Origin of the sequence: Clostridium muellerianum (genome assembly GCF_012926525.1) — a bacterium.
Classification (GTDB): Bacteria; Bacillota; Clostridia; order Clostridiales; family Clostridiaceae; genus Clostridium_AM; species Clostridium_AM muellerianum.
In genome coordinates this window covers 63686-77791 of the sequence record NZ_JABBNI010000015.1, presented here as the reverse complement: position 1 = coordinate 77791, position 14106 = coordinate 63686, and the positions used below count along the sequence as shown (strand labels likewise).

General features: G+C 30.1%; 12 protein-coding genes. 4 read left to right on the top strand and 8 right to left on the bottom strand.

The features are described from left to right. Positions 1–94: 94 nt before the first annotated feature. From HBE96_RS09420 to HBE96_RS09410, 3 genes are read right to left on the bottom strand one after another with little or no spacing between them, the layout of a single operon-like run. Positions 95–2227: a glycosyltransferase family 39 protein gene (locus HBE96_RS09420; RefSeq protein ID WP_169297519.1), complete on the bottom strand. Its 2133-nt coding sequence runs from the start codon at positions 2225–2227 to the stop codon at positions 95–97. Between the two features lie 14 nt (positions 2228–2241). Next, the gene (locus tag HBE96_RS09415) at positions 2242–2661 is read right to left on the bottom strand and encodes a GtrA family protein (RefSeq protein WP_169297518.1); all 420 of its coding nucleotides are present in this window, start codon (positions 2659–2661) and stop codon (positions 2242–2244) included. Further along, on the bottom strand, positions 2645–3613 hold the full coding sequence (locus HBE96_RS09410; protein WP_169297517.1) for a glycosyltransferase family 2 protein: 969 nt from the start codon (positions 3611–3613) through the stop codon (positions 2645–2647). Before HBE96_RS09410 ends, HBE96_RS09415 begins: the two co-directional genes overlap by 17 nt. A 362-nt stretch (positions 3614–3975) precedes the next feature. Between HBE96_RS09410 and HBE96_RS09405 the strand changes: the two genes are divergently transcribed. Next, a complete protein-coding gene (locus HBE96_RS09405) occupies positions 3976–4170 on the top strand; it encodes an alpha/beta-type small acid-soluble spore protein (RefSeq protein ID WP_169297516.1) in 195 nt (64 codons plus the stop codon). A gap of 290 nt (positions 4171–4460) precedes the next feature. Here HBE96_RS09405 and HBE96_RS09400 read toward each other — a convergent pair whose 3' ends face one another. After that, positions 4461–5210, bottom strand: a complete 750-nt coding sequence (locus HBE96_RS09400; RefSeq protein WP_169297515.1) for a SagB/ThcOx family dehydrogenase — start codon at positions 5208–5210, stop codon at positions 4461–4463. Positions 5211–6018: 808 nt separating this feature from the next. Here HBE96_RS09400 and HBE96_RS09395 point away from each other — a divergent pair. Further along, complete coding sequence (locus tag HBE96_RS09395) at positions 6019–6441, top strand: YaaR family protein (RefSeq protein ID WP_169297514.1); 423 nt, start codon at positions 6019–6021, stop codon at positions 6439–6441. A 151-nt stretch (positions 6442–6592) separates the two neighbouring features. On the opposite strand, the gene HBE96_RS09390 is transcribed toward HBE96_RS09395, so the two are convergent. Beyond that, positions 6593–7567, bottom strand: a complete 975-nt coding sequence (locus HBE96_RS09390; protein ID WP_169297513.1) for a 3D domain-containing protein — start codon at positions 7565–7567, stop codon at positions 6593–6595. A gap of 128 nt (positions 7568–7695) precedes the next feature. After that, positions 7696–9609 (bottom strand): NAD(+) synthase, encoded by a 1914-nt coding sequence (locus HBE96_RS09385; protein ID WP_169297538.1) that lies wholly within the window; start codon positions 9607–9609, stop codon positions 7696–7698. 164 nt (positions 9610–9773) lie between these two features. Between HBE96_RS09385 and HBE96_RS09380 the strand changes: the two genes are divergently transcribed. Together HBE96_RS09380 and HBE96_RS09375 are read left to right on the top strand one after the other, a co-directional pair. Further along, positions 9774–10316, top strand: a complete 543-nt coding sequence (locus tag HBE96_RS09380; RefSeq protein WP_206154874.1) for a chromate transporter — start codon at positions 9774–9776, stop codon at positions 10314–10316. After that, positions 10317–10841: a chromate transporter gene (locus tag HBE96_RS09375; protein ID WP_169297512.1), complete on the top strand. Its 525-nt coding sequence runs from the start codon at positions 10317–10319 to the stop codon at positions 10839–10841. It abuts the gene before it with no gap. Positions 10842–11750: 909 nt separating this feature from the next. On the opposite strand, the gene kamE is transcribed toward HBE96_RS09375, so the two are convergent. Together kamE and kamD are read right to left on the bottom strand one after the other, a co-directional pair. Next, entirely contained in the window at positions 11751–12539 is a 789-nt protein-coding gene (gene kamE / locus HBE96_RS09370; protein ID WP_169297511.1) for a lysine 5,6-aminomutase subunit beta, read from the bottom strand. Further along, entirely contained in the window at positions 12539–14095 is a 1557-nt protein-coding gene (gene kamD, locus HBE96_RS09365) for a lysine 5,6-aminomutase subunit alpha (protein ID WP_169297510.1), read from the bottom strand. The genes kamE and kamD overlap by 1 nt, the downstream gene beginning before the upstream one ends. Positions 14096–14106: the final 11 nt, after the last annotated feature.

Sequence of the window (14106 nt, the reverse complement as noted above, 5' to 3'; positions counted from 1 at the left end):
ATTCAAAAATAAACTTATAAATCCAGGTAGGGTTGTTAAATGCCCTTTAGGCATTTAACTCACCTGAATTAATTTTTACTTCTTATTAGATTTTTTATTTAACGCTACCTTTTAAATCATATAGCTGCTCTGAATTCATTTCTCCATGTCCTTGATTTCCTGAATTTTTAGAATTACTATCACTATTTTTATTTGTTGTTTGCTTATTTGTTGTACTAGAATTTTTCCATTCACTTTCTGATACAACTTTACCGTTTGTTTTAACCCATGTCATAATATCGTTGCTTGAGTTTCCGCCACCCATGCCTCCTACCATTACATATCTAACTTCACCTTTACTAACTAACTGCTTAAACTCATTTAAAGTAATTACTTTATCCGTTCCAAAGAACCCTCCAAGAGCCATTACTGATTCTCCTGTTTTTATTATTATATCTGAAGCATAACCATTAGTAGATGAAGTTACAAGAATATATTTTTCAGTGGTTTTATGATTTTTTAAGAATTCTATAAGCTTTGTATTACTACTGCTATTAGAACTACCCATACCTTGACCGCCCATTCCTTTTTGCGACATTAAGGACAATCCTGCAGATGGAAATGTTCCGCTCATTCCATAAAATATAGCAGTAGAAGAACAAAACGTTGGTGCTACTAAAAGTCCTATCAAAGCTAAACTTAATACTACTTTCTTAAGTTTTATATTTTCCTTTTTCATTAATTTTAAAATGATAAGTACAACTGAAGATACAAAACATAAAACTGACAATATTATCATTAAAATTTTAGCAGCACCTAATGTATTGTAATAATATAACAATAACATTTGAGCTGAACCATTTAAAATAAGTGATATTGGTAATATCCAGGATTTCCATCCACCTTCTTTATAAAGCTGCCACATAGATACAATTCCAATTCCAGTTAATGCCGCAATTGGTGCTGCAAGCATAGTTAAATAGTAAGGATGAAATAATCCTTTTGTAAAACTAAAATATATAAATTCAGGTAATAACCATGTAGACCATAATATTAATGATAATTTTCTTTTATTATCAAATGGATTTTTCAATTTTTCTTTTATTGCTGCTGCTATAAATCCTAATGCAGCAAGAGGTAAAAACCAGCTTATTTGATCTGACAAGCTATTATTAGAAAATAACCTTGTAATACTGGATTTTTCATTACCACCAAAAGTTCCTCCGCCACCACCTTTGCTGCCATTACCTCCTGGTCCACCTTTATCCATGTCGCCCGATGGAGGTGTCATACCAACTGATGGAGGTGCCATATTTCCCTGAGAATTATTTTGCTGTGTTCCCTGTTTACTGCTATTTGAACTTTGACTCTGACCATTAGGTGGTGCCTGCATTTGCCCATTATCATTTTTTGATTGTGTTGACTTTTGACTTCCACCGCCTGAAGTACTTGAACTGCTAAGACCAAGTCTCTCTAATCCATTATGACCAATTATAAGTTCCATCTCTGTATTATTCGTACTACTTCCTACATAGGGTCTGCTTGATGCTGGTATTAAATCTACAGCAAAAGCCCAAGAAAATGAAACTAATAATAAAACAACCGAAGCTACAGTTAAATGTACTATTCTCTTTTTTATAGAAACTGCATTAGAAAGTAAATATGTTAAATATATAGCTGGTACTATCATATATGCCTGAAGCATTTTTATATTAAAACCAACACCTACTAATGCTAAACTTATTAAAAGATATTTTACTTTTCCTCTTTCAGCTGCTTTAGAAAGAGCTAAGCATGCAAAAAGTAATGTTACAACAAGTAAATTATCACAAGTATTATTTCTACTTACAGCTACAAAAACTGGTGTTACAGCAAGACATAATGCTGAAATTAAACCTGCTGCACTTCCAAAAGATCTTTTAACAATATGGTATATCAATACAACAGATATTACTCCTGCCAATGCTTGGGGTAAAAGTATACTCCAACCACTATATCCAAATATCTTTGCAGATATAGCTTGAATCCAAAATCCTAAAGGTGGTTTATCAATTGTTACAAAGGATGATGGATCAAAGGATACAAAGAAAAAATTCTTAAGACTCATAGTCATACTTCTTACACCTGCTGCATAATACTGATTTCCATACCCATCTATACTTATATTAGCAAAATTCAATACTGCAGATAATATTACAATTAATGATAGTGCTAAATTTTCTTTTGTAAATTCTATCTTCTTTTTCATTCTCCATCTCCTCCTTAGTTGAATACCCAAAGCTTATATGCAATAAAATTGGTTACTTGAGCTATAAATGTTACAATTATTTTTGCTAAATATACATTTAAATTAAAATCTTTTACCAAAAGCTTCATACATATTAGTGTAATAGAAAGTGACAATACATTAACTATAATAAATTGAAACAATTCATGATAAACCTTCTTATTAGACTTACCCCCTTGAAATGTCCATTTTTTATTAAATATAAAGCTGTTTATAACGCCAAAACTATATCCTAATACCTGACTTAAAGTATAACTTACTCCAACTAAACTTTGAAATATTGTAAATACTATAAAGTCTATAAGGGTATTTGATATACCAACTAAGGAAAATCTACTTAAACTTTTAAATTTTCCATCAAAAATGTGATTTGTTATACTAGCAACTAATTTCATATCTCTTATCAACTCTCTTATAATTTATTGTATCCTTTATTATATATATAGGTCTTCCTTTGCTCTCATCAAAAATTCTTCCAATATATTGACCCATTATACCTATGCAGCCAAGTGTTAAACCAAACATAGCTACATTTACTGCTAGGATTAATGGTAAACTTATAATTTCTGTTCCATTAATCAATTGATTTATAATAACACCCATAGTTGAAATTATCCCAGCTATAAATGTTACCATACCAAGGTATCCGGAAATAACCAGTGGTTTATAAGACAACGAAGTTATACCATCTAAAGCTAGTTTGATCATCTTTTTTAATGGATATTTAGTTTCTCCTGCAAACCTCTCCTGTCTTACAAATTCCACACAAGTTTGCTTATAACCTACCCAGCTAACTAAACCTCTTACATATCTATTTTTTTCAGGAAGTGCTATTAAGGCATCACATACTTTTCTATCTATAAGCCTAAAATCTCCTGTATCTACCGGAATATCTACACTTGTCATACTTTTCAAAATTCTATAAAATGCTTTTGCAGTAAACTTCTTAAAGAATGTTTCACCTTCTCTTTTAGCTCTTTTACCATAAACAACTTCATATCCTTCCTTCCATTTTTTAATCATCTCTAATATAACTTCCGGAGGATCTTGAAGGTCTGCATCTATTACAACTATAGCAGATCCTAGAGCCATATCCATTCCTGCTGTTATAGCAGCTTGATGGCCAAAGTTTCGTGAAAAATTAATAAGCTTTATTTTTTCATCCTCTCTGCAGATATCTTCTACTATATCTACTGTTTTATCTTTACTTCCATCATTTATAAACACAATTTCATAATTTTCTTTTGTACTATCCATAACCGATTTTAATCTTCTATAAGTTTCTTTAACAACAAGTTCCTCATTATACAACGGTACTACTATAGAATAGATTATTTTACTATTCATTATAATTCACCTCAATTTATTAATATTATTTAATTTAAATTTTCTTAAGCCTTGAATCTATATGATTATTTTAAACCTTGATTATCACAGTTTAGTTACAACTTAAATACAATTTCATAAATGTTTATTAAAAATACAAATCATTATTGGTGTTTAATGCACTGTTAATAAGTGAAATATATCAATATTAAAATCTTTTATTTTCCACTTCAATTAAAATTATAAATATTAATCATAATTTTAATTGAAGTAGAAAATCCTTCATGTTTTACATCTATTTTAATAGAGTATTAATTTTAAAACTGTACAAACTTTTAATAGGATTCAAAAATAATATAAAGATTTAAAAGGAGGAATTTATTATGTCAAATAGAAGTAATAGAGTATTAGTTCCAGAAGCAAAGGAAGGCTTAAACAAATTTAAAATGGAATCAGCTAATGAAGTAGGCGTTAATTTAAAACAAGGATACAACGGAGATTTAACTTCAAGAGAAGCTGGATCTGTAGGTGGAAACATGGTTAAAAAAATGGTTGAAGCTTACGAAAAAGGACTATAATACAATATAAATAAAGATAAGGACTTTGTTCTAATTTTTGAACAAAGTCCTTATTTAATGCTTCAACAAAATTAAGGAAGAGTCTTTATATCATAAATTTATAATATATATACATAATATTTGTATTACGACGCAAAAACACTGCAGAATTCAAAATTGAATAATGCAGTGTTCACAAAAATTATTCGTTTTTTCAGTTGTTATGCTAAATATGCATATTGTGATTTAATTTACTTGAATTTTTCTAATCACCATTAAGTTATAGAGTTTTAAAACTAAATGTAGCCATATTATTTCTTACATTTTCCTACTGGAGCTAAATAGATAACAAATTCTTCGTCACCATCAAGTTTTAAAAATTTATCCATCTCTTTTTGCATATATGAAGCAATTGCACATGTGCCAAGTCCAATACTCTCACAGGCAAGATATAGATTTTGGCACATATGGCCTGCGTCAAGTAATATAGCCTTATGTGCACTTATATTATATTCCCATTCTGAACGATAAGGGATACAACTCCATACAAATACTACTGAGCCTTGTCCGATGAACTTTTGCCCAAATGTGTACTTGTTTAACTTTTCCACATAATCTTCATCATAGAACAAGAAGATTAATTGATTTGTTAATGATAGGAAACGGTAAATGCCTTTTTCTATTCCATCTACATTATTAATGATTAAATATGTTTCAAATGGGTGTCTTCCTCCTGCTGATGGAACTGTTCTATAAATTCTTGAGTTATCAGGAAGTACTTTTTCTACACCTTGGGTAGCCCAAAGTAAATATGTAAGTTCTTCTACAGATAAACTTTCCGCTGAAAACATCCTTCTACTTCGTCTCTTTTTTATACAATTATAAATATCTCTATCTTTTATCAACAATTCACTTACCGAAGGTAAATTAATGATAATATCACTTTTGTCTATATTTTTTTGTAATTGTGGATGTGGTATCTTTTTTTTCCTATCTGAAATATTATCAGTTAACCCTATATTTGATTTTAAAAAATCTCTATAAATACTAACTTCACTCATTTCTACACCTCTTATACCTAATTTATTTTCAATATATATGTTAAGCCGTGTAAAGTAACGATTGCTACTTAACTGATATCAAAATTATACCACGTTTTCTACACATTTTCATGATTATATAAAAAATATAAGCATTTTCAACACTGCATTATTCCATTTTCAAAGAGCATTGTTCATATTCTTGCATTCAAAAGTTACATCGCAAATTTTTCACATTGCAACGCAAATTTTTAAGTGGAATCAGTATTGAATATATGGTATATAAAAGCCAACCATCCATTAAAGAGCTCTAATGTCTTAATTTTTAAGCATTATAAAGTATTGATAAATATAATTTTCAATTACTAAAATAATTTATGACAATTTAATTATATGTGTACCGTTGAAGTTACTAGTTTGTATTTTAACTTTTATGTAGTGATATATGATAAGTGTTTCATCACATTAGCTAAATTGTTTCTTATTATTCTTAGCGAAAAATTTTTGAAAGCCTTAGAACTTTAGTCTTGTTTGCGGAAACCGAGTTTGACAAAGTTCTTAGGTTTTCAAAAACTTTGAGCTTTAGAATAATTAGAAACATTTAGCAGTGATGAAACACTTATCATATATCACGGAGTAAAAGTTAAAATACAAACTTTCACTACACCCTTGCACCTATCATTTTTAAATTGCAAAAATTAAATTGGAAATTTTTTAATTTCATTCAATAACCTTTTGTTCTTTTATAAAAATTACGATATAATGAATATAAATAAAATTCTTGAGTTACGAAACATAGTTTAATTTATATTTTATTGGAGGTAATTTTATGGAAATATCCAGAGTAAGTAGACCTTCTACAGTTCCTACTGAAAAGAAAACTACATCTGTAAAAAAAGACTTTTCCCAAAGCTTTAATTCTCATAGAGAACAAAAATCTGAAGAACAGCTTAAAGAAATGTTTGATAACATAAAGAAAAAGGGAAATAGACTTTCCATAACAAAATGTTATGCAGATGTTAAAGCTTATAAAAGAATGATTAAAGAATATCTTAGTTCTATATTAAATTACATGTACAGTGTAAAAAAAGATATAAGCTTTTGGCAAACTCAATACTTTATAACAGTAGAAACTATAGATCAAAAATTAGAAGAACTTACTCAAATGCTTATGAGTGAACAAAAAGATAACTTAAATGTAGCAGCTACCATTGATGATATTACAGGACTCATGGTAGATATTTATAAATAAGTTATCATTAGACAGGTATAATGAAACGCTTCATTTAATAAAAATATTTTATATTAATCTAAAATTAAAAGGCTGTACCAAAAGTACAGCCTAAATTTATTAATATTTTCGTATTTATCAATCAAATGTTAGTTAAATACATAATCAACATTTAATTAAGCACATAAACTTTAACAGATCTTACTCCCCAACTTTCACACTCGCCCTCTGTTGGGAAAAATAAATCTATTCTATTTCCTTTTATAGCTCCTCCAGTATCCTCTGCAACAGCATATCCATAACCTTCTACATAAACTCTAGAACCTAATGGTATAACTCTAGGATCTACGGCTATAGTACTATAACCACCTGAATTTCTTGCAGTTGCAGTTCCTGAAGCAGTAATAGCATCTCCTGAATATGCAGTAGCTGTCATAGTTAATGCTTGTGAATATGACACTGATTTTGACATTCCTCGAGATAAAGTACCACTCTGTGAAACACTGCTAGCAGTAGAGGCTTGTACAGTTTGAGCAGCCACTAACTGCTTTTCTTTTTCAGTTGCCTGGCTTAAAAGCTGCTTTTGTTCCTTTATGTCTTTACTTAAACTTGCTAAAGCAGTTTCATTACTTGCTTTTAGCTGCTGTAACTTAGCATTTTTATCATCTAAAACTTTCTTTTGATTTGTTATTGTTTGTTTTTGTTCTTTTAACTTGTTAATAAGATTTCTATCAAAATCCATTACTTTTGATATCATATCCATTTTAGATATAAAATCACTTAAATTATTTGATGACAAAATTACATCAAGATAACCATCGCTATTGTTTACATACATAGCTCTTACTCTTTTCTTGAATAAATCATCTTGAGCCTTTGAATTTTTTTCTACCTCATCTAATTTTGCTTGTGTATCTTTAATTTCCTGTGCAGCTTTATTCATGTCTTTTTTATTACTATCAATTTTTTTCATAACATCGTCAATTTGTTTATTTATGTCATTAACTTTTGTTTCCAATGCTTTCTTATTTTCTTGAACTTGTTTTAATTCATCTGATGTGCTAGTACTCGGGGCAGCGAGAGTGGTACTATTTGTCATTATTATCAATACCAGCATCATAATAACAGATAACGCTTTTTTATTCAATACACTTTCCTCCTTAAGCCTAATTATCAAGTTATTTTTTATTTTAAACTTGCTAATGTTTTCTATTATATCATTAAAATATATAAAAACTCAACCCCCCTTGGAAATGTTTGGATAAAAATCACCTATTATTTCCAAAGATTGTAACTTGCGTCAGAAGGCATTCTAAAATCTCCCCTTGGTGAAAGGCTTATGGTACCTACCTTTGGGCCATCTGGTATAGCTGAACGTTTAAATTGTTGGGTAAAAAATCTTTTTATAAATGTTTCAAACCATTTTTCTATAGTTACGCTATCATAATCATCTTTAAAAGCTTCTTTTGCTAAAAATAATATTTTGTCTGGCTCTGCACCCTGCCTTATAAAATTATATAAGAAAAAGTCATGAAGCTCATAAGGACCTACTATATCCTCAGTTTTTTGTGCAATCTTCCCACTTTTATCTTTAGGAAGAAGTTCTGGGCTTACAGGAGTATCCAGAATATCTATTAATATATCAGAAACTTCTTTAGATACTTCTGTTTCAGCTACATACTTAACTAAATATCTCACTAATGTTTTAGGTATGGAACAGTTAACACCATACATAGACATATGGTCTCCATTATACGTACACCATCCTAAGGCAAGTTCTGATAAATCTCCTGTTCCTATTAGTAGTCCTCCTTCTTTATTAGCTATGTCCATAAGAATTTGAGTTCTTTCTCTTGCTTGAACATTTTCATAAGTAACATCGTGTTTTTCAACATCATGATTTATATCTTTAAAATGCTGCAAACAAGCAGGAACTATATTTATTTCTCTAAGTTCTGTTCCAAGATCTTTACATAAACTTACAGCATTATTGTATGTTCTATCTGTTGTTCCAAAACCAGGCATAGTTACAGTTATTATATTTTCACTTGGAATATTCAACATACGGAATGTTTTTATCATAACTAAAAGGGCTAATGTGGAATCTAATCCTCCTGATATACCTACTACAGTCTTTTTTAATCCTGTATGAGTTATTCTCTTTGCAAGTGCAGAAGTTTGTATATTAAATATTTCTTTGCATCTAATATTTCTTTGATCTTTATTTGAAGGCACGAAAGGATGCTTATCTATATATCTATCAAAATTTTTATAATCTACACTTTCAAATTCAAAATTTATTTGTAAAGGTTCAAAAGGTATTAATTTAACACTATCTCTGAAGCTTACATTTCTCAGTCTTTCACTGTTTAATTTATTTACATCCACAATTGAAGTTATTACCTCATTTTGTCTTTGAAATCTATCATTATGCTTTAAAAGATTGCCATTTTCACCTATAAGTAAGTCACCACTGAAAACTAAATCTGTAGTAGATTCAAATACTCCAGAAGATGCATATATATATGATGAAATACATCTAGCACTTTGAGATTTTATTAAATCTTTTCTATAATCAGCTTTGCTTACAATTTCATTTGAAGCAGAAAGATTTCCTATTATGTTTGCTCCCATTAAACTTAAATAACTACTTGGTGGGATAGTTACCCAAAGATCTTCACAAACCTCAAACCCAAATTTAAATTCTCCACAGGTAAATATCAAGTTAGTTCCAAAAGGAATTTCTTTTTGAAAAAATAAATCTACTTTTTTATTTATAATGCCTAGGCCTTCTGTAAACCATCTTTTTTCGTAAAACTCTGTATAATTAGGAATATAACTTTTAGGCACTATACCAAGCACTTTTCCTTTGAAAATTATGTAGGCACAATTATATAAGCAATTATTATATGTAAGTGATGCACCTACTGCTATAAGTATATCTTTTCCTTTAGAATATTCACATACATCTTCTACTCCTTCTACAGCTTTATTAAGCAAAAGCTGCTGTGCAAAAAGATCAGCACATGTATATGAAGTTATACAAAGTTCAGGAAAAACTATCAGCTTTGAACCTTGATCAAGTGCATTATCTATACAATTATTTATATTATTCAAATTAAATTTTATGTCAGCTACATTAGTTATAGGACTAGCTGCTGCTACCCTTATGAATCCTTTAGTTGTCATATTATCATCCCTTTCTTTTATATTATTAATACGCCATCTAACATTATCCAATTTAATTATCATTTAGAAAATATGAATTGTCAAATTACCTAATTAATGTATTATTCCTTTATTTAATAAAAATTATATTGTAAAATAATAACTAATGGAACGAGGTGATTTATATGGAAATAAGAAAAATATTTTCCATGTTCTGGACATTTTTCAAAATAGGTGCTTTTACTTTCGGCGGTGGTTACGCCATGATTCCTCTTATTCAGGCGGAAGTTGTGGACAACCGTGGTTGGATTGATAAAGATGAGTTTCTTGATATTTTAGTTATATCTCAGTCATTTCCAGGGGCTCTTGCTGTTAATACCTCTACTTTTATAGGATATAAAATAGGTGGAATGCTAGGTGCTGTTTTAGCCCTTTTAGGAACTGTTCTACCATCATTTTTTATAATTCTATTTATAGCTTCTTTCTTTGTTCAATTTAGAAGTAATTATTATGTGGACTTAGTCTTTAAAGGTATCGCTGCTGCAGTTCCTATGTTAGTTCTAATTGCTGTAGTTAGCTTGTCTAAATCTATAAAAAAAGATTATACAAATTTAATAATAATAGTTGTAACTATATTATGTATTGAAGTTTTTAAATTTCACCCTGTTTTAATTATAATTTTATCAGGAATCTACGGATGCCTTTTCTTTAGAAAGAAGGTGGAGTAAATGTCCTTACTAATAAAGTTGTTTTTATGCTTTCTTAAAATAGGTGCTTTCGGCTTTGGCGGCGGTTACGCTATGCTTCCATTAATTGAAAGAGAAATAGTTACTAATCATCACTGGATAAACTATAAAGAATTTATAGATATAATAGGAATTTCTCAAATGACACCAGGACCCATTGCTATAAACTCAGCTACCTTTGTAGGTTATAAAGTTTCAGGTTTTTGGGGAAGTTTATGTGCTACTATAGGAGTAGTTACCATTTCTTTTATTTTAGTTTCCATAGCTACTCACTATATACTAAAATTTAAAGAATCTGTACTTATAAAATCAACCCTTATGGGAATGAGGCCTGCACTTATAGGACTTATAATCTGTGCATTTTTATCCCTTGCTAAAGAATCTTATCATGATGCCAAAAGTATTATTATGGGTATATTTATCATGGTCTTACTCTTATCTAAAAAAATCCACCCTATTCTTATAATAGTTATAGCAGGTGTTTTAGGAATAATCTTTTATAGATAACTTTCTTGTTTTTCAGTAGATATCTCAATCTACTAAAATATACATGAACTAAAAATAATGTGACGCAAAGTGCAGTGAAAGTTTGGATTTTAACTTTTACTACGTGATATAGGGTAAGTGTTTCATCACTGCTAAATGTTTCTAATTATTCTAAAGCTCAAAATTTGTGAAAGCCTAAGAACTTTGTCAAACTCGGTTCCCTCAAACAAGACTAAAGTTCTAAGGCTTTCACAAACTTTTCGCTAAGAATAATAAGAAACAATTTAGCTAATGTGATGAAACACTTACCCTATATCACTACATAAAAGTTAAAATCCAAACTAGTAACTTCAGTTGCACACACATTAATGTTGATAATTTTATAATTTATATCTTTAAAATTAAGGTGGAGCCTCATGGTTCAATATAATAAATTTAATTTTAATTCAACAATATTAAACTGCAATTTCAAAATGCATAAATCTTTAATTCTAAAAGACTTGACAAAAATATCTTGAAAAGAATTTGTATTTTTATGTAGTATACAATTAATGAAATTACTACTATTTCCAGGCTGCGCCTTAGGTTATGATTAAAATAGATAACTTAAAATATATAGATAATAGTATATATGTAGACTGAAGTAAGAAGAAACGTTAAGCTGTATGAAGACTGATATATGTTGTGCAGGAACATTCGAGCAAATTTTAGAAGTTCTTTGCTTGAGATATTGAAAAATACCGTAATTTTTGCCAGGACGGCAAAAGCTCTGAAAGCGACAGGACGTCGCATTTGAAGAGGTAGGTATTTTTCAATATCTCAAGCAATTAGAACTTCTTAATGAAGTAAGTGTTTCTGCACAACATATATCAGCCGGAATACAGCTTAACGTTTCTTCGGTTACTTGAGTCACAATGTGTAAAAGTTGAGTTAAATAAGATTTCTACTTACCATTTCTGTTACTGCAAATGATGCTACATCATCTGCATATTTTCCTGGTCCAAAACCAGCATCATATCCTAGTTCTTTTGCAAGTTCATGAGTTATTCTTGATCCACCTGCTATTAACACAACCTTATCTCTTAGTCCTTCTGCTTCAAGAAGCTCTACAAGATTTGTTAAGTTGGCTATATGGATATTTTTCTGAGTTACTGTTTGCGAAACTAAAAGTACATCTGCATTAAGTTCAATAGCCTTCTTTATAAATTCTTCATTTTCTACTGAACTACCTAAATTGTAAGCTTCTATCATTTCGTATCTTTCAAGTCCATAGTGCCCTGCTAGTCCTTTCATATTCATAATTGCGTCAATACCTACTGTATGTGCATCTGTCCCAGTGCTTGCTCCAACGACTACTATTTTACGTTTGATATTTTCTTTTATATATTCATCTACCTGATGCATGCTCATTGTTTCAACTTCCACAGTTTCAACGTGTATTGTTTCAAAATCTACTGTATGAATTAGGCTTCCGTATATAACAAACATTGTAAATTCTTTATCTAATGCTCCATGATAAGCTACATTAACTTCACTTAATCCCATCTTCTTTGCAAGTTGTTTTGCTGCTTCCACTGCTTTTTCACTATCTGCTACTGGCAAGGTAAAGCTTATTTGTACTTTACCATCATTCATAGTGTCTCCATAGGGTTTAAGTTTTGTTAAATCAAGATTTGTATCATAATCTCTTACTTCTGTTGAATATAATCCAGCACTCATTAATTATTTCCCCCTAACATAAGTTCTATAAATGGGTTCATGTAGCTCTTATCCTTTAGAACAATTCCATCTAAGCCTTTTCCTCCGTCTATTGGTCTTTTAATTCCTGCAAAAATTCCTTTTTCTAGAGTTTTAAATAACCCCATTTTTTCTATTTTATTTAATAAATTAGCTGTATTATTTAAAACTTCATCAGCTCTTTTTTCAATTATTCCACCTTTTTTATAAAAAATTTCGTTTCCTAAATCCTGCATGTTGTTAAAAATATATTTTGCATTTTCTATAGATATAGCCCTATCAGCCATAAATGGTGTGTGTATAGCTTCTGTAAGCATACCAAGCAGATGTAATTTTTGTCCTGTCATTATTGTTACCATATTAAATAGTGCATCTTGAACCTGTCCTTTGAATATATCTCCAGTCATAAATTTAGTTGGAGGCATATATTTAAGTGGTGCCTTTGGGAAAATTTCTCTTGCCATTTGTGCCTGAGCAAGTTCAAGTAAAAAACCATTTTTAAGATCAGGCTGCATTTCAAAGGCATGACCTAATCCCATCTGTTCTTCTGGTAAACCAGCAAGTAGTGCAAATTGTTCATTCATAAACTGTGAAGCAAGCACAGTATGAGCTTCTTCTACAGCATCTGCTGTTGTTAAATAATTGTCTTCTCCTGTATTTATAATAACTCCTGCAAAACCATTTATTACTCTTGAGAAATACTGATCAATAATAGTTCTCTTCATATTAATATCTCTAAAAAGAATTCCATATAAAGCATCATTAAGCATTACATCTAATCTTTCAAATGCTCCCATGACAGCTATTTCTGGCATACAAAGCCCTGAACAATAATTGCAAAGTCTAATGTATCTTCCTAATTCTTCAGAAACTTCATCAAGTGCCTCTCTCATTAACCTAAAGTTTTCTTGAGTTGCAAAAGTTCCTCCAAATCCCTCAGTGGTTGCACCAAAAGGTACATAGTCAAGCAGGCTTTGTCCTGTGGTTCTTATAACAGCAATGATATCTGCTCCTTGCTTTGCTGCTGCCTTTGCCTGAATAATGTCCTCATATATATTTCCCGTAGCCACTATTACATAAAGATATGGACCTGTTTTATCTCCAAATCTTCTTAAATATTCTTCTCTCTTTTCCCTATTATTTTTAATTGTTTTTACTGTTTTTTTAGCTATAGCATTTACAGCCATTTTTATTTCGAAATCATCCATCATAGGAATCTTTGTTAAATCTAATTCTCCCCTATCTATCTTTTCTGCTATTTCCTGTGGAGTAAGTTTAGTACTAACCATAGCATTACCAATTAGCATCGCAGCCCCGATTTCAAGACCATTACCTTTTTTTATATTTTCTACTACTACATTTGGTAGTGGTACTTCAAATTCATTTACTCCATCTATTCCAAGTAATCTGCATATTGTTCTTTCTACAGTTACCGTAGTATGTTTATCAACAAATTCTTGGGTGTTCTTTGCAATATTCCTTGCTGATTCTCTTGCTCTTTTTACGACTTCAAAATTTAAATTTAGTTTACTTTCCATACATTTCCCCC

Coding starts and splice junctions, on each gene's coding strand:
- kamD (WP_169297510.1), bottom strand. CDS start 14,095: ATGGAAAGTAAACTAAATTTAAATTTTGAAGTCGTAAAAAGAGCAAGA.
- HBE96_RS09410 (WP_169297517.1), bottom strand. CDS start 3,613: ATGAATAGTAAAATAATCTATTCTATAGTAGTACCGTTGTATAATGAG.
- HBE96_RS09420 (WP_169297519.1), bottom strand. CDS start 2,227: ATGAAAAAGAAGATAGAATTTACAAAAGAAAATTTAGCACTATCATTA.
- HBE96_RS09405 (WP_169297516.1), top strand. CDS start 3,976: ATGTCAAATAGAAGTAATAGAGTATTAGTTCCAGAAGCAAAGGAAGGC.
- HBE96_RS09395 (WP_169297514.1), top strand. CDS start 6,019: ATGGAAATATCCAGAGTAAGTAGACCTTCTACAGTTCCTACTGAAAAG.
- HBE96_RS09385 (WP_169297538.1), bottom strand. CDS start 9,609: ATGACAACTAAAGGATTCATAAGGGTAGCAGCAGCTAGTCCTATAACT.
- HBE96_RS09400 (WP_169297515.1), bottom strand. CDS start 5,210: ATGAGTGAAGTTAGTATTTATAGAGATTTTTTAAAATCAAATATAGGG.
- HBE96_RS09375 (WP_169297512.1), top strand. CDS start 10,317: ATGTCCTTACTAATAAAGTTGTTTTTATGCTTTCTTAAAATAGGTGCT.
- HBE96_RS09380 (WP_206154874.1), top strand. CDS start 9,774: ATGGAAATAAGAAAAATATTTTCCATGTTCTGGACATTTTTCAAAATA.
- HBE96_RS09415 (WP_169297518.1), bottom strand. CDS start 2,661: ATGAAATTAGTTGCTAGTATAACAAATCACATTTTTGATGGAAAATTT.
- kamE (WP_169297511.1), bottom strand. CDS start 12,539: ATGAGTGCTGGATTATATTCAACAGAAGTAAGAGATTATGATACAAAT.